Below are 14,552 nucleotides of genomic sequence, written 5' to 3'. Positions count from 1 at the left end.
TGCAGCTTCCTTGAAGCCAGAAACTGCGTGAATCGCAAAGCCGAGCCATCGTCTGCCGAGCAGACGCGTCTCTAAATTCAAGCCTTGGCGCCGCTCTCGCGCGTTTGCAGCGCATGGTAGCGCAACTTCTTCCGTGTCTCGTCGAGGCGATCGCCGCGCAGCACGGCTTCGCGGATCTTCTCCTCTGCGGCTGCGATCTGTCCGGCGACTTCGATCACCTCTTGGACGCGGCTCGCCGGGATGCAGATCACGCCGTCGCCATCCCCGACCAGCCAATCGCCAGGCGCGATGCGGATACCGGCAATTTGCACGGTCACATTGTAGGCGTCGGCAGTGACGCGATCCTTGCCAGTCCGCATCGTGTTGGCCCGGGCATAGATCGGATAGTCGAGTTCGATGCTGCGGTCGATATCGCGGCAGACGCCGTCAATGACGGTGCCGCCGATGCCGCGGCGGTCGGCGACCAGGGTCAGAATGTCGCCCCAGACCGTGGCGTCCATGCGACCGTCATTGTCGATGACGACGATCTGGCCGGGCTGCACATCATCGATATAGTCGCCGACCGAACCGCCGCTCTGGCCGGTCGGTAGCATTCGGATCGTAAAGGCCGGGCCGGCAAGACGCATCGAGCGCGCAAACGGCATGATCCCGAGACACTGCCCCTCGATGCCCAGTCGATCCAGTGCATCTGACAGGGTCGTCACCCCGAATGTCTTGAGGTTTTCAGCCGCGTCCTGTGTCATTTGCTGCGCTACCCTTTCAGCATATCTTCGTAGTTCCCGGCCATGACGTTGCCGATCGCTTCGCCGCGATCGATGGCTGCCGCCATCGCCCGCTCGCGCCCAAAAATGTCCTCGGCTCCGTAGCGATGATCTCCTCGGCGCGGAGTTGGTCGACGAACACCACGCCGCTGCCATCGGCTAGGACATAGTCTCCCGGCTTGACGGCGACGTTGCCGAACGTGATCGGCTCCTGGAACGAATGCTCCGCGATCCGGCCGCGAGCGGTCACGGGTACGGCTGCGCGCGCAAAGACCGGAAGCCCGAGCGCGCGACTTTCATCAAGGTCTCGGCAGGCGCCGTCAATCAGAATAGCGGAAACGCCCTTCTTGACGGCGCCGAGGCTGAGCAGGCCGCCCCAGCCAGACACATCGGTCCGTCCGCGATGCTCGACGACGATGATGTCGCCACGTTCTGCCGCCATCACCGCTCCCGCGCCGAGGTGGCGTTTCGGGAGGTTCGGCAGAGGTGCGCCGAGCTTCGTCGTAACGGCTCGTCCGGCGACTCGCGTCGGGCCGGTGAGGGCCGAGACTCCGATGACAGCGCCCGGCAAGTTGAGCTTGTCGAGCGCGTCGGACACCGCGCAGGTGTCGAGTTCCATCAGTCTGGCGACAATGTCAGATGTCGTTGAGGTGGTCACTCGAGAACCGCCATGGCATCGCATTGGACCAGCATGTTGGCCGGCAGATGATCGTTCTGGAATGTATGCCGTGCAGGTCGCGAAGCTGCATCGGGGAACGCTTCCAGCCAATGCTTGTTGACGGCCGGTCGGGCTTCCGGAACCTTGACGTAAACCGTCATCTTGACGATGCGATCCATCGCACCTCCGGCTGCCGCCATGATGCGCTTGAGATTGTCGAACATCAGTTCAACCTGTTTCTCGACCTCGTCAGGAATCTTTCCTGCCGCGAGATCCAACCCATAGACACCGCCGGTCATGACGATATTGCCGACGCGAGACGCTGCGGGTATCGGCTGAGCGCCATGGCTGAAGCCTTCGATTTCGATGCTGCGGCGTGCAGTCATTGCTGCTCCTCCCCAACCGGTCAGACGTCAAGCCGCGCGAACAGACGGCGCGCGTTGCCTTCGAAAATGCCCTTCTTGTCAGCTTCGCTGATCTCGGTGATCGATTCGATTACCGGCCTGATGTCGTCATAGGGCTTGCCCGAATTTGGATCGATGCCGCCGCCGCTGCCCGGCCGCTCGGTGCCGAAGACGCACCGATCGGCGCCGACCACGTCGAACAGCAGCTCCAGCGATTTCTTGTAGTGCAGTACCGTATCGAACCAGAAGCGCTTGAGCGTCTCGTCGAAAGTCTCGGCCTTCGCCCCCGAGGCGGCGGCGAACATTTGGCGATTCGAGCGCCAGCGACCGACTTGATACGGCACGGAGCCGCCGCCATGGCTGATCAGCAGCTTCAAGCTGGGAAAGCGCTTGAACACGTCGGACCGGGAGATCGAGGTGATGGCAAGGCTCTCTTCCGTGATGAAGTGCTCGTCATACGTTTCGCGGCCGCAGCAGGCGCAGCTGTGGATGTGACCAGGGATATCGTGCTCGCAGAGGAATTCGTATAGGGGATACCAATAGGAATCGCCCATCGGCGGCGACTTGCCGGCCCCCTCCGAAGGATCGGGATTGATCAACACGCCCAGAAAGCCGAGATCGTTGATGCACCGCTTGATCTCGTCGAACATCTTTTCAACCGGCACGCCCGTCGCTTGAGGCAGGCCGCCCACGCCGCGGAAGCGCTTGGGGTGCAACTTGATCGTGCGTGCGATCATGTCGTTGTTGTCCTGCGCCCAGCTGACGATGTCGTCCCAGCGGTTCTCGCCATGCAGCATCATGAAAGGCCGGGGTGAGAGAACCTGGATGTCGGTGCCGACGCCGTCCATGATCTGCACGTTCTGGGCTGCTGATTTCTCAAGCTCTGCATCCGGGATCTTGGCGTGATAGATGCCGTATTGGCCGCGCGCGACCTGGAGATTTCCGCGATGGGCGTAGAAGCTCGGCGGCGCGACGAGATGCGCGTGGGCGTCGATGATCATGCGGACATTTCTCCCTGGATGGATAGCGCGGGTCTTGCGACCACTAAATCTTCCACATGGTATAATTAAAAAGCGACCGTCGCAAGCCCTGGGAATTGCGTCGAGGCGATTGCCATTCGCGATCGCTCGTAGCAATATAGTCCATCTGGTAAAATTAAAAGAGAGGAAATGTCCAATGGCGAAAATCGTTCTCGGCCTCGCCGCGTCGCACACCCCCATGCTCGCGCTGGAGGGAAAGCGTTGGAGCGAGCGCGCGGCTGACGATCTCAAGAACAAAGCTCTCAATCTCTCCGATGGCCGCTATGTGTCCTACGACGAGCTCGCCCGCGAAAACGGCGCTCCTTATGCGGCGCTGGCGACCGAGGCGAAGTTCCTGGAGATCGAGGCCGCATCGCAGAAGGCTCTGGATTACATGGCCGACCGCCTGGCGCAGGTTGCACCCGACGTCGTGCTGATCGTGGGGGACGATCAGGCCGAATTGTTCAGCCTATCCAACATGCCCGCAATCTCCATCTTCTATGGAGAGGAGATCCTGACGCATGAGCGCCATCTCACGCCGCAGACGCCGAATTGGATCGGCACGGTCATGAAGGGATATGCCATGGATGCAGTCCATACGTTTCCGGGCTGTCCAGAGCTCGCCCGCGAGCTGATCCATGGTCTGATCGAGAACGACGTGGACATCGGAGCAGCAGCGAAGGTGGATGACCCGCACAAGGCCGGATTCGGCCATGCCTACGGCTTCATCATCGAGCGGCTGTTCAAGGGAAAGTCCATTCCGGTTCTGCCGGTCCTGCTGAACACCTACTTTCCGCCCAATGCCCCGACGGCACGACGCGCCTATGGCGTCGGACAGGCGATCGCGAGCCTCATTTCACGGTCGAAGTTGGATGCCCGAGTGGCCGTGGTGGCCAGCGGCGGCCTGAGCCATTTTGTCGTGGACGAGAAGCTCGATCGCAAGGTGCTCGATGCGATCAAGCGCAAGGACGTGTCCGTCCTCAAGTCGCTGACCAGGGGAGAGTTGAACTCCGGCTCTTCGGAACTCCTGAATTGGGTGATGGTCGCGGGCATGTCCGAGCATCTCGACAACGACTGGACGGAATACTATCCAGGCTATAGGACCCCGGCCGGTACAGGCACGGGTATCGGCTTCGCCGTCTGGTCCTAAATTTCCCGGCACAGCGAGCGACTGCCGCCGGCGAGGCGACTTGCCGGCGGAGTTCACGCCTGTGTCGCTCCGGTCTGTGTGTTCCGCTTGTGCGCGTCGGGCGCGGTGTTGACAAACCGGTCGCTCCGGCGGATAGGCTTCGTGCGGACATGGCATGCCACGCGGAGCTGTTTTGGCGACGGATCTGACCAAGGAAACCCTCGACGAGGTCGTGAATCAGCGCCGGCGCCAGCAGCGTTCCCTCGACACAAGGGAACGGATCCTGGAGGCCGCTTTCGAGGAATTCGCCGAGCGTGGCTTTGAGGGAGCGTCGACACGGACGGTTGCAGCCAAGGCCGGCGTTCAGCATCCGCTCGTGACTTATCATTTCAAGAACAAGGACGGGCTTTGGCGCGCCGTCCTATCAACGACGAGCGTGAATTTCAGCCGGCACTTCCAAGACTACCTTGCCGGCGTCTCTAAGCAGGACGAGGTGGGACAGCTCAGGGTTCTCCAGGAGCAGTTCATCCGCTTCGCCGCTGCCAATCCGAACTTCCATTGGCTGATGTCACACGAGGGAAAGCGCGAGAGCGAACGGCTGACCTGGCTAGTCGAAGATCGGGTCCGCAACTATTTCAACGTCGTCGCGAAGCTCATCCGTGCGGCTCAAAAGCAAGACCGTTACGTCGAGGGCGATCCCTATCATCTCCAGTATCTGTTCATCGGTGCGGTAACGCGTATCTTCATGCTTTCGGCCGAGGTCCAGCAGGTGATGGGCCACTCGCCTTTTTCAAAGAAATTCGTTGATGAGCACATCCGCACCTGCTGCGCGCTGTTTTTCCGCGAGCCGGCAGAGCAACCTCGCCGGCGTAAGCTCGCTCCGCGAAACAAAGACGCAAAACGCGTTACCAAGCGAGCGGCAAGCTCCTGAAGCCGCGCACCATCAGGTGACGAACACGAACTGCGCGGGCGAGGTCAATCTCGAAGTCCCCGAAAGTGCTCAGCACTTTCGGCAGAATGGTGCGGAGCATGGCGCGTGTCGCGGGGGCGCCGAGGCAAATATGCGGCCCCGAACCGAAGCCGAAATGGCGAACCTTGCCCCGGTCGACATTGAAGGTCTCGGCATTTGTAATTGCGCTCTCATCGCGATTGGCGGAGCCGTAAAGCAACACCACCCGGCTGCCTGCTGGAATGTCGGTTTCGCTGAGGGCGACCGGGCTGGAAGTGATCCGCGCGAAACACTGTGTCGAGGTATCCCAGCGCACACCCTCTTCGATGGTAGCTTCGACCAAGCTCTGATCGGCCAGGATGCGCGATCGCTGCTCGGGGTGGCGCCAGAGCGCATGGACCAGGTTGGGTAGAAAGTGGCCGATGGAGGCATTGCCGGCCAGGAGCACGGTCATCATGTTTGCGACGATCTCGGTATCCGTGAGGGGCGCTCCATCCTGTTGAGCAGCGATCAGGACCGAGAAGAGATCGTCCCCACGTTCGACACGCCGGCGTTCCAACTCCTCGGACAGCAGCGCAATGACCTTGGCGCGTTCTTCCTCGGAGAGCGCAGGCCCCGCGGGGCCGGAATTCCCGCGAAATAAACGCTCCGACAGCTCGGCTGCGCGCTGCGCCGAATCGGGTCCCAGCCCCAGCATCCTGCCTAGCGCGCCGAACAGCACCGGGCGGCTCACTTCGGCGACAAAGTCGCATCGGCGCCGGGTGCCAAGCGCTTCCAGGCCCTTAGCGAGAGTATCGCGGATCCAGGGCAGAACCAGCTCGATACGCGCCGGGCTCAGTCCCCGCATGATGATCCGGCGAAGCTCGTCATGCCGTGGCGGGTCGATCGAGCCGAGCGTCTTGCCCACGCGCAGCGGAGAATCGCTGAGGGCGTTCCCGGCGGAGGACGAGAGCAGGACGGGATTGTTCAGTGCATAGGCGATATCCGCATAGCGGCTCACGAACCAGAGCTTTGTGGTAGGGCAATGATAGACCGGACATTCGGAGCGCAGGCGACGATAGGTCGGATAGGGGTCATCGAGAAACCCATTGCCGGTGAGGTCGAACTCGCTCACCTCGTTCACCAGCGGATCGTCAGCTTGTAAAAGCCGCGTACCATCATGTGAGCGACGCGTTCGGCGTTCGCGACGTCGAGCTCATAGTCGCCGAGCGCCGGCAGCAGAGGGGTCATGACCGTTCGCATCATGGCCCGTGCTGCGGGCGCCCCAAGGCAGATATGGGGGCCGGAGCCGAAGCCAAAATGCCGGGTCTTTGGCCGGCTGATGTCAAAGCGGTCCGGATCCGGGATAGCGCGTTCGTCGCGATTGGCGGCCGCGAAACAGACCACGAGCCGGCTGTCTGCCGGAATTGCGATTCCGTGCAGCTTGACCTCCTTCGTGGTCTGCCGTCCGAAAGCCTGGGTTGACGTATCCCAGCGAACGCCTTCGTTCACGGCGGCATCCAGCAGGGCCGGATCGGCCTGCAACTTGCGACGCTCGTCCGGATTGGTCCAGAGCGCGTAGATCAAGTTAGAGAAATAATGCCCGATGGACGCGTTGCCCGCGAGCAGGACGGTCGACATGTTGCCCAGAATCTCGCCGTCGGAAAGTGGTGCTCCCCCCTCCTGTGCGTCGAGCAGGAACGAGAACAGATCGTCACTGCGGTCCTTGCGACGTCGCTCGAGCTGCTCGGTGAGCAGTTCAAACACCCCTTCCATCAAGCCCGGCCTCGCAGCCGGGCCCATCGGTCCCGTATCGGTATGAAAGATGTCCCGCGACAAATCCGCCGCCCGGTCCGCAGCTTCGCCGTCCAACCCGAGCATCCGCCCGAGTGCGCCATAGAGGATGGGCCTGCTGATATCTGCCATGAAGTCGCACTCACGACGGGTGCCGAACTTGTGCAGCAGTCGATCGACGTCGCGCTGAATGGCGGGCAGCATGGATTCGATGCGCGCGGGCGTGAAGCCCTTCATCACCACACGGCGAAGTTCGTCATGACGCGGCGGATCGGTCGATCCGAGCGTCCTGCCCACCCGCAAGGGTGAATCGACCAGCGCATTGCCACGCGCCGAAGAGAAGACCTCGTAGTCGTTGAGGATGCGCGCCACGTCCTCGTTTCGCGTGATGATGTAGAACCCGCTCCCTTCGTGCAGATAGACCGGATGGTCGTCGCGCAACACCTTGTAGGTGGGATAGGGGTCGTCCACGAAGTTCCGCTCCTCGGGATCGAAACGAAAGGCCATGTGGTTCTCCCAGGAAATTATTATTACGCTAAATCTACCATATGGACAGTATAATGAGCAAGCCTTCGGCTACGCGGCGCGACCGGGTTTGCGGATGCCGACATATTGTTCGAGGGCACCGCGATCCGCCGCAATAGCGCTGCTTTCTCCGTTGCGAACGGCAATGCCGCGCTCCAGGATGATCGCCTGCCGCGCCAGCCTGAGCGCGAAGCCTGCGTGCTGCTCGATCAGAATGACCGCCATGCTCTCGGTCTCGGTGATCGCGGTGATGCAGCGCGCGACGTCCTGCGCGACGACGGGGGCGAGGCCTTCGAGCGGCTCGTCGAGCAGCAGCAAGCGCGGGTTCGTCACCAGGGCTCGACCGATCGCCAGCATCTGCTGTTCGCCGCCCGACAGCTGATCTCCGAAATTGGTGCGACGTGCCTTCAGACTTGGAAACATCTCGAAGATGCGCTCGATTGTCCAAGGTCCGTTCGTCGCGGCAATCTGCAGGTTCTCCTCGACAGTGAGGGGGGCGAATATCTCGCGGCCTTGCGGCACCCACCCGATGCCCAGTCGGCATCGCCGGTGTGGCGCTAGGTCGGCGATCTCGTTGCCGCGAAAACGAATTCGCCCCGAGCGGGGCGTGAGATGACCCGCAAGGGCGAGCATCAGGGTTGATTTTCCGGCCCCGTTTCGGCCCAGAACCGCAAGAGAGCCGCCGGCCTCAATCGCGAAGGACAGTCCGCTGATGACGATTCCTTCACCATAGCCCACGTTGAGCTGGTCGACCTCGAGCAGCGGCTCAGTCACGGTCATCTCCGAGATAAATCCGCCGCACCTCCGGGTCGGTCGCGATCTCGCCGGGCTTGCCTTGGCGAAATACCGAACCGGCGACGAGAACGGTGATCGTGTCGGCAAAACGAAAGACCAGATCCATGTCGTGCTCGATGAAGAGAACGGCGATCTGATCGGGGAGGGATTCGATAGCCTGCATCAGCTCAAAGCTCTCGCCGGCGGGAACTCCCGCCGCCGGCTCGTCCAACAGCAGCACGCGGGGACGGCCGGCGAGGGCGAGAGCAATCTCCACAAGGCGCTGGCGACCGTAAGATAGTTCGGCAGTCCGCCGCAGGCAGTCGCGGTCAAGCCCGACCGAACGCGCCAACTCATACGCCTCGTCCGTGGTGTCGGGCTGCCGATGTAAGGCCTGAAGAGGCCTGCCAAGCCGTCCGCGGCGCCGGGCGACCGCGAGCATGATCGATTCCAGCGGCGTCAGATGCGGGAACAGGGCGTTAATCTGGAAAGTCCGCCCCAATCCGCGTGCGACACGCTGATCGGTGCTCAATCGATCGATTGGCTCGCCCTCCAGCAGAATGCTGCCGCTGCTCGGGGCCAGCACGCCGGTGAGCAGGTTGATCAGCGTGCTCTTGCCGGCGCCGTTCGGCCCGATCAGGGCATGTCGACCGCCTGCCTTTAGCACGAGGCTGACGGCATTGGTGACCTTCAAGGCGCCAAATTGCTTGCAAAGGTCGCGTGTCTGGAGCGCGGCAACCGTCATCTCGCTCGCCTCCAGCGCACGATCTTGCTCCGAACCAGGCTCACGACGCCGAGTAGGCCGCCTCTAGCCGTCAACACGATCGCGATCAGCACCAGGCCGAGCCAGAACATCCAATATACAGGATTGACCGTCGACAGCAGGTCGCGCATCCAGATGAACGCGGCAGCCCCAATGAAGCCGCCGATAAGCGTGCCAATTCCGCCGACGATCAGCATGACGAGGGCCGACACCGATCGTTCGAAGCTCAACGTTTCCAGTGCGACGATCTGTGTGGTCTGCGCCAGCAGCGCGCCTCGCCGCCGATATCGTGAAAGCGATCATCTTGCGCCGTGTGATGGAGACGCCGAGCATCGGAACGCGGGTCTGGTTCTCGCGAATGGCCTGCAGCGCGAGACCCTCCGGCGAGTGGACATAACGCCGGGCGACAAGATAAAGCGTCAATGCGCTGCAATAGGCATACCAGAACGCGGTTCGGCCGAAGAGATCGAACTCGAACAGCCCGAGCAGCGGCCACATCTCGATTCCCTGGAGACCGCTGTCGCCGCCGGTGAGCCAAGGCAGGCGGCTTGCGCCTTCATAGAGCAGAAGCCCGATGCAAAGCGTCACCATGAGCACTGCGGCGCCGCGGACTTTTGCAATCAGCGTGCTGAAGGCGAAGCCGAGAGCGCCGGTCACGAGCCCGGCAGCAAGAACGCCGGAGATCGGCTCGCCCCAGCCATGCGCAGCGAGCAATCCCGCCGTGTAGGCGCCGAGTCCGAAAAAGGCGGCATGTCCGAAGGACGGAATCCCGCCATAGCCGAGCAACAGATCGAGCGACATCGCAAACAGGCCGCCGATTAGGATCTGTGTGAGAAGGACGAGCTTGCCGGGAAAGAGGACATAGCAGGCCGCTGCAGCGATCCAAAAGACCAGCTCGACCAAGGTCCATCTGGCGCGAAAGCGCACCGCAGTTCGCGCGAGGTCGAGAGTGATGTCGCTCATTGCGGACGGCCGGCTAGGCCTTGCGGGCGCACCGTCAGGACGGAAAGCGCCGTTGCATAGATGATAAACGCGCCGATCTCCGGAAGCAGATATTTCCCGGCCACGTCAAGGACCCCGAACATGAGGCAGGCGGCAAACGTTCCGCGCAAGGAGCCGAGCCCGCCGACGCTGACCACGATCAGCAACTCCGTCAGAAATTTGATGGGGAAGTTCGGGTCGAGGCCAAGGAGCTTCACGCTGAGCGCGCCGCCTAGTCCAGCAAGCGCGGAGCCGAGAGCGAAGGCGAGGGCGTACAGTCTTGCGACGTCGATGCCGCAGGATGCCGTCATCCGCCGGTTGAAAACGGCCGCCCTTATCCTGGCGCCAAAATTCGTATGATCGATCAGAACAAGCAGCGACAGAAGAAGTGCCGTGCCGAAGCCGATCAGAAAAAGCCGGTAGCGGCTGACCTCGACAGCGCCGATGCGGACGTTTCCGTCCAGCCATGAAGGCACCGCGATCGCCATCTGCTCTGGACCGACCAGATAGGTGGCTGCGGCAATCGACACGTAGACGACGCCGATCGTCAGCAGGACCTGTTCCAGCTCCGAGGCCTCGTACAGTCTCCGGAAAAGGCTGCGCTCGAGGATCGCACCCACGGCGGCCGCGATGGCGGCAGCCGCTGCCACCGCCGCAAGGAACGGCCACCCGGCCTTGCCGATCAGCAATGCCGCCGTGTAGCCTCCAACCATGGCCAGCGCCGCATGCGCCATATTGGCGAAGCCCATCAGCCCGAGCGTGATGGAGAGGCCACCAGCCATCAGAAACAGCACGAACCCATAAGCGATGCCGCCGATCAGAACGTTGACGAAGCCGACCATGATCTAGCGCGCCGATCCAGGATCCTTGACGTCGGGAATGGTCGCAAACTCCAAATTGACCATCTGTCCGTCCCGATTCTCGACCCTTCGGAAGTAGATGTTCTGCACGATCTCACGGGTCGACGGGTCGATCGCAATCGGGCCGCGCGGGCTTTCGAATCTTGTTTGCTTCAGAAGCTCGATCGTGCGCTCGGGATTGAGATCGCCCTTCTGCGCATCAACGACCGTATAGATGGCACGCAGGACGTCGTAGCTGACGACCGGTATGAAACCGAGCGGCCGGCCCTGCGCGACCGCGTTGAACGCGGCTGCGAACTCTCGGTTGACCTCCGAATCATGCGTCGGGGTGTAATGGAAGGCCGTAACAACTCCGAGAGCGGCCTCGCCCGCGGCAGGTAGTGACGATTCGTCCGTGATGTCCCCGATGCCGATGATCTTGGCCGGATCCAGCCCTGCCTCCTTGAACTGGCGGAGAAAGATCGGCGTCAATTCGCCGGCAGCCATGAACACGAAGATGCCATCCGGGTTCGCGTCCTTGATGCGCTGGATATAGGCGGAGAAGTCCGTGGCCTTGAGCGGCGCCCGCACAGATCCGGCAATCACGCCGCCGGCCGCTTTGTATTCACGGACGAACATCGCCTCCGCATCGAGGCCCGGCTCGTATTCATGCACGAACGTATATACGGATTTCAGCTTTTGCTTGGCGGCGTAGAGCGCGAGCTGCTGCGCCATTTCGGTGGTCGTGAAGCCGAACCGAACGGCGAAGGGATGCTTGGCGAGGATGCCCGAAGTTGCCGAGTTGACGATGAGGAGGGGCACCTTGGCGCTGGTCGATAGCGGCGCAACAGCCATTGTGTTGGGCGTGTAGTCCATTCCTGCGAGGAAATCGACATTCTCGCTGACGATCAGCTCCTGGGCCAGGCGGCGGGCCACGTCAGGTGCGGGTCCCGTCGTGTCGCGCTTGATGATCTCGATCCTGCGACCGGCGACCGTAGTGCCGAACTTGCGGAAAAACACCTGGATCGCGGCATCGGACGCGGCGCCGGCCGCGGCGCCCGGCCCGGTATAGCTCATCAGCCAGCCGATCTTCAGCGGACGGTCGTCGGCCTTTGCCTGAATGCTGACGGCCAACATGGCCGCGGCCACGATTGCGATCCTGGCGATCATGCCGCTTATCCTCCCTTAGACTGATCATGCGGGGTCTCTCCCGGACCCTTGATACAAATTAGACCATATGGAAAATATATGCAAGATAGCGCGAGGCCGGTGGGGCTGCCCTAGCAGGACACGGTCTGACAGAAGCGAGCACAAGGGAGGGGAGATGAACGCAGATATCGGAGTTACGATCGCGAAAGCCCGCGAGCATTCGATTGGCGATCTCTTGCGCCGCTCGGCTGCCCGCGAGCCGAGCAAGCTAGCCTTGAGCTGCGGCGCGGTGCGCTGGACGTTTGCCGAACTGGACGCGATCTGCAATCGACTGGCGCGTGGCCTACCCGGCCTCGGCGTCGGGAAGGGCGACCGTCTCGCCGTGCTGTCGCGCAACTCGCATGCCTTTGCGGCGCTGCGCTTCGCGGTAGCGCGGATCGGCGCGGTGCTGGTGCCGATCAACTTCATGCTCAATCCCGACGAGATCAATTTCATCCTGAAAAGCTCCGGCGCCAGGCTGCTCGCGACCGGCCCCGATTTCGTCGAGGCCGCACGCGCCGCGAGCAGTAAGGGCTGCGCGGTGGAGAAGCTCATCTGGTTGCCGGGCGAGGATCCCGCTGCGCAGCCGGCGGGCCTCACCAGCTTCGACGATCTTCTCGATGCCGACAGCTCGTTGTTTGAGGCCTCCGTCGACAGCCGCGATCTCGCACAGATTGTTTACACCTCGGGCACGGAATCCCTGCCCAAGGGTGCGATGCTGAGCCATGAAGCCGTGATGTGGCAGTATGTGAGCTGCATCATCGACGGCGGCATGAGCGCCGACGATAAAGTGCTGCACGCGCTGCCGCTCTATCATTGCGCTCAGCTCGACGTCTTCCTCGGCCCGCAAGTCTATCTCGGCGCCTCCGGCGTGATCACGGGCAAGCCGACCGCAGACAACATTCTGGCGCTGATCCAGGCGCACGGGATCACCTGCTTCTTCGCGCCGCCGACGATCTGGATCGCGATGCTGCGCTCGCCAAATTTCGACAAGAGCGATCTGTCGTCGCTGCAAAAGGGCTATTACGGCGCTTCGATCATGCCGGTGGAGGTGCTGCTCGAGCTCCAGCGCCGCCTGCCCAACGTCAAGTTCTGGAACTTTTACGGTCAGACCGAGATCGCGCCGCTTGCGACCGTGCTGACGCCCGAGGACCAGCTCCGCAAGGCGGGCTCCGCCGGCAAACCCGCCATCAACGTCGAGACCCGCGTCGTCAACACGGCAATGGAGGACGTTGGCGTCGGCGAGATCGGCGAAATCGTACACCGCTCGCCGCATCTGTTGTCGGGCTATTACAACGATCCCGTGAAGACCGCGGCGGCTTTCGCTGGCGGCTGGTTCCACTCCGGCGACCTCGCCACCGTCGATGCCGAGGGCTACATCACCGTTGTCGACCGCGTGAAGGACATGATCAAGTCCGGCGGCGAGAATGTCGCCAGCCGCGAGGTCGAGGAGATGATCTACAAGATCCCGGCGATCTCCGAGGTCGCCGTCGTGGGCCTGCCCGATCCGCACTGGATCGAGGCCGTAACCGCGATTGTCGTGGTTAAGAGCGGCGAGAAGCTCGACGAGGATGCCGTCATCACGCATTGTGCGGGATCGATGGCGCATTTCAAGGTGCCCAAGCGCGTGATCTTTGTCGACAGCCTGCCGAAGAATCCGTCCGGCAAGCTGCTCAAGCGGGAATTGCGCCAGCGTTTCATCGGCGGCGAGACGCTCGACAAGGCGATCCAGAAAAACTTCGGGGCTTGAGGCGGCCACCCAGCCGCTCGCGGCAGGTTGGGGCCTTCGCCAGGGTTTATTGAGGTCTGTTAATGCGACACGGTCAGAAGAAGATTCCGAGCACGATTCTCATTTTCGGTGCAGCGGCTCATATCGGCGGCCCACTTGCGCACTTCTTGCGCGAGGAGGCGCCGCAGATCAAGCTGCGCCTCGTAACAAGCAATCCCGCCAATTGTGACGTCCTTCGCCGCGAGCACCCGCATGCGGAGGTCGTCATTGCCAGCTATTTTGATCTCGCATCGCTTGAGAAGGCGGTCGACGGAATGGAAGGAATCTTCGTACTGACCAGAAGCGGCACGAACGAGGCCGACGCGATGACAAATCTCGTTGTCCTGCTCAAGAAGGCAAGGTCCGCCGTTCACGTTATACGTCTTGTCGGCCTACAACCCGAAGCGAATCGAAGGCGAATTCCTCAGTCTCTCCGCGAGCATGGTCTTGGTTTACCCATCCAACACCCCATCGCAAAAGAAATCCTCGACGAAAGCGGTCTGCCTGTCACCTACCTGAACATCGGCGCAACCTTCATGGACAACTTCTACTGGATGAAGGACGGCTTGAGGAAGGAGCGAAAGCTGATCTGGCCCGAACGCTTGATTCCCTATATCGATCCACGCGACATTGCGGAAGTGGCCGGACGTCTTTTCCTGTCGAGCAATCATCGGCACATTGGTCAATTTCACACTCTGAACAACGGACAGGACATACTGAGGTTCAGCGACGTCGCCGATCTCATGACCAAGGTTTTTCAGGAAAGAATTGTTCACGACGGCAGCAGAGCGGGCTTCTTCGAGGCGTACCGGGAGCTCGGAGAGATCCGGCTGCACTATCTCTGGGATTTCTTCCAGTACGAAGAACAGAACGAGGTGGTTTGGGCGCGCAATGACTTCGTTGAGCGCACCCTAGGACGGATGCCCGTCTCCTTGAGCGAATGGCTGGCCGAACATCGGCAAGCCTTGCTGTTCGGAATATAGGCCTAAAGCGCCCTCGCGCGATGGAGATCTAGGGATCA

The 14,552-nt window shown here is 61.8% G+C and carries 15 protein-coding genes; 4 read left to right on the top strand and 11 right to left on the bottom strand.

Annotation, left to right across the window (positions count from 1 at the left end):
- Positions 1 to 77: 77 nt before the first annotated feature.
- Genes AC0WRY_RS37205 through AC0WRY_RS37190 form a run of 4 tightly spaced genes read right to left on the bottom strand, consistent with a single transcriptional unit; the run spans position 78 to position 2,824 of the window.
- Positions 78 to 743, bottom strand: coding sequence for an RraA family protein (locus AC0WRY_RS37205; protein WP_128930018.1), 666 nt, complete (start codon positions 741 to 743; stop codon positions 78 to 80).
- Positions 744 to 759: 16 nt separating this feature from the next.
- Positions 760 to 1,380 (bottom strand): RraA family protein, encoded by a 621-nt coding sequence (locus AC0WRY_RS37200; protein ID WP_210326182.1) that lies wholly within the window; start codon positions 1,378 to 1,380, stop codon positions 760 to 762.
- 35 nt (positions 1,381 to 1,415) lie between these two features.
- Complete coding sequence (locus AC0WRY_RS37195) at positions 1,416 to 1,805, bottom strand: RidA family protein (RefSeq protein WP_128930019.1); 390 nt, start codon at positions 1,803 to 1,805, stop codon at positions 1,416 to 1,418.
- 20 nt (positions 1,806 to 1,825) lie between these two features.
- Positions 1,826 to 2,824 carry an amidohydrolase family protein gene (locus tag AC0WRY_RS37190; RefSeq protein WP_128930020.1) on the bottom strand — a complete coding sequence of 333 codons (999 nt, stop codon included), beginning with the start codon at positions 2,822 to 2,824 and terminating at the stop codon, positions 1,826 to 1,828.
- Between the two features lie 175 nt (positions 2,825 to 2,999).
- Here AC0WRY_RS37190 and AC0WRY_RS37185 point away from each other — a divergent pair, with 175 nt between their 5' ends.
- Positions 3,000 to 3,992, top strand: a complete 993-nt coding sequence (locus AC0WRY_RS37185; RefSeq protein WP_164938228.1) for a DODA-type extradiol aromatic ring-opening family dioxygenase — start codon at positions 3,000 to 3,002, stop codon at positions 3,990 to 3,992.
- Positions 3,993 to 4,164: 172 nt separating this feature from the next.
- Positions 4,165 to 4,902, top strand: coding sequence for a TetR/AcrR family transcriptional regulator (locus tag AC0WRY_RS37180; RefSeq protein ID WP_164933590.1), 738 nt, complete (start codon positions 4,165 to 4,167; stop codon positions 4,900 to 4,902).
- On the opposite strand, the gene AC0WRY_RS37175 is transcribed toward AC0WRY_RS37180, so the two are convergent.
- The 7 genes from AC0WRY_RS37175 to AC0WRY_RS37145 all read right to left on the bottom strand — a co-directional run bounded on the left by AC0WRY_RS37175 (position 4,877) and on the right by AC0WRY_RS37145 (position 11,745).
- A complete protein-coding gene (locus AC0WRY_RS37175) occupies positions 4,877 to 6,034 on the bottom strand; it encodes a cytochrome P450 (protein WP_128960202.1) in 1,158 nt (385 codons plus the stop codon). The two genes, AC0WRY_RS37180 and AC0WRY_RS37175, sit on opposite strands and share 26 nt — an antisense overlap.
- Before the next feature lie 5 nt (positions 6,035 to 6,039).
- Positions 6,040 to 7,200, bottom strand: a complete 1,161-nt coding sequence (locus AC0WRY_RS37170) for a cytochrome P450 (protein WP_128930024.1) — start codon at positions 7,198 to 7,200, stop codon at positions 6,040 to 6,042.
- 69 nt (positions 7,201 to 7,269) lie between these two features.
- On the bottom strand, positions 7,270 to 7,992 hold the full coding sequence (locus AC0WRY_RS37165) for an ABC transporter ATP-binding protein (RefSeq protein WP_232995550.1): 723 nt from the start codon (positions 7,990 to 7,992) through the stop codon (positions 7,270 to 7,272).
- Positions 7,985 to 8,737: an ABC transporter ATP-binding protein gene (locus tag AC0WRY_RS37160; protein ID WP_128930026.1), complete on the bottom strand. Its 753-nt coding sequence runs from the start codon at positions 8,735 to 8,737 to the stop codon at positions 7,985 to 7,987. Before AC0WRY_RS37160 ends, AC0WRY_RS37165 begins: the two co-directional genes overlap by 8 nt.
- 63 nt (positions 8,738 to 8,800) lie before the next feature.
- Positions 8,801 to 9,718 (bottom strand): branched-chain amino acid ABC transporter permease, encoded by a 918-nt coding sequence (locus tag AC0WRY_RS37155; RefSeq protein WP_128930027.1) that lies wholly within the window; start codon positions 9,716 to 9,718, stop codon positions 8,801 to 8,803.
- Positions 9,715 to 10,578 (bottom strand): branched-chain amino acid ABC transporter permease, encoded by an 864-nt coding sequence (locus tag AC0WRY_RS37150; protein ID WP_128930028.1) that lies wholly within the window; start codon positions 10,576 to 10,578, stop codon positions 9,715 to 9,717. Before AC0WRY_RS37150 ends, AC0WRY_RS37155 begins: the two co-directional genes overlap by 4 nt.
- A 3-nt stretch (positions 10,579 to 10,581) precedes the next feature.
- The gene (locus AC0WRY_RS37145; RefSeq protein ID WP_128930029.1) at positions 10,582 to 11,745 is read right to left on the bottom strand and encodes an ABC transporter substrate-binding protein; all 1,164 of its coding nucleotides are present in this window, start codon (positions 11,743 to 11,745) and stop codon (positions 10,582 to 10,584) included.
- A 154-nt stretch (positions 11,746 to 11,899) separates the two neighbouring features.
- Here AC0WRY_RS37145 and AC0WRY_RS37140 point away from each other — a divergent pair, with 154 nt between their 5' ends.
- A complete protein-coding gene (locus AC0WRY_RS37140; protein ID WP_128930030.1) occupies positions 11,900 to 13,513 on the top strand; it encodes an acyl-CoA synthetase in 1,614 nt (537 codons plus the stop codon).
- Between the two features lie 62 nt (positions 13,514 to 13,575).
- On the top strand, positions 13,576 to 14,514 hold the full coding sequence (locus AC0WRY_RS37135) for an SDR family oxidoreductase (RefSeq protein WP_128955140.1): 939 nt from the start codon (positions 13,576 to 13,578) through the stop codon (positions 14,512 to 14,514).
- The last annotated feature ends 38 nt before the right edge of the window (positions 14,515 to 14,552 follow it).

The sequence above is a fragment of the Bradyrhizobium sp. T-12 genome (genome assembly GCF_058314695.1).
Note: the sequence above shows the minus strand (reverse complement) of the source record. Positions and strands in the feature narration are given on the sequence as shown.

Excerpts from the sequence above, each read along its gene's own strand:
- AC0WRY_RS37205 (WP_128930018.1), bottom strand. The coding sequence starts at position 743 with ATGACACAGGACGCGGCTGAAAACCTCAAGACATTCGGGGTGACGACC.
- AC0WRY_RS37200 (WP_210326182.1), bottom strand. The coding sequence starts at position 1,380 with ATGGAACTCGACACCTGCGCGGTGTCCGACGCGCTCGACAAGCTCAAC.
- AC0WRY_RS37195 (WP_128930019.1), bottom strand. The coding sequence starts at position 1,805 with ATGACTGCACGCCGCAGCATCGAAATCGAAGGCTTCAGCCATGGCGCT.
- AC0WRY_RS37190 (WP_128930020.1), bottom strand. The coding sequence starts at position 2,824 with ATGATCATCGACGCCCACGCGCATCTCGTCGCGCCGCCGAGCTTCTAC.
- AC0WRY_RS37185 (WP_164938228.1), top strand. The coding sequence starts at position 3,000 with ATGGCGAAAATCGTTCTCGGCCTCGCCGCGTCGCACACCCCCATGCTC.
- AC0WRY_RS37170 (WP_128930024.1), bottom strand. The coding sequence starts at position 7,200 with ATGGCCTTTCGTTTCGATCCCGAGGAGCGGAACTTCGTGGACGACCCC.
- AC0WRY_RS37160 (WP_128930026.1), bottom strand. The coding sequence starts at position 8,737 with ATGACGGTTGCCGCGCTCCAGACACGCGACCTTTGCAAGCAATTTGGC.
- AC0WRY_RS37155 (WP_128930027.1), bottom strand. The coding sequence starts at position 9,718 with ATGAGCGACATCACTCTCGACCTCGCGCGAACTGCGGTGCGCTTTCGC.
- AC0WRY_RS37150 (WP_128930028.1), bottom strand. The coding sequence starts at position 10,578 with ATGGTCGGCTTCGTCAACGTTCTGATCGGCGGCATCGCTTATGGGTTC.
- AC0WRY_RS37145 (WP_128930029.1), bottom strand. The coding sequence starts at position 11,745 with ATGATCGCCAGGATCGCAATCGTGGCCGCGGCCATGTTGGCCGTCAGC.
- AC0WRY_RS37140 (WP_128930030.1), top strand. The coding sequence starts at position 11,900 with ATGAACGCAGATATCGGAGTTACGATCGCGAAAGCCCGCGAGCATTCG.
- AC0WRY_RS37135 (WP_128955140.1), top strand. The coding sequence starts at position 13,576 with ATGCGACACGGTCAGAAGAAGATTCCGAGCACGATTCTCATTTTCGGT.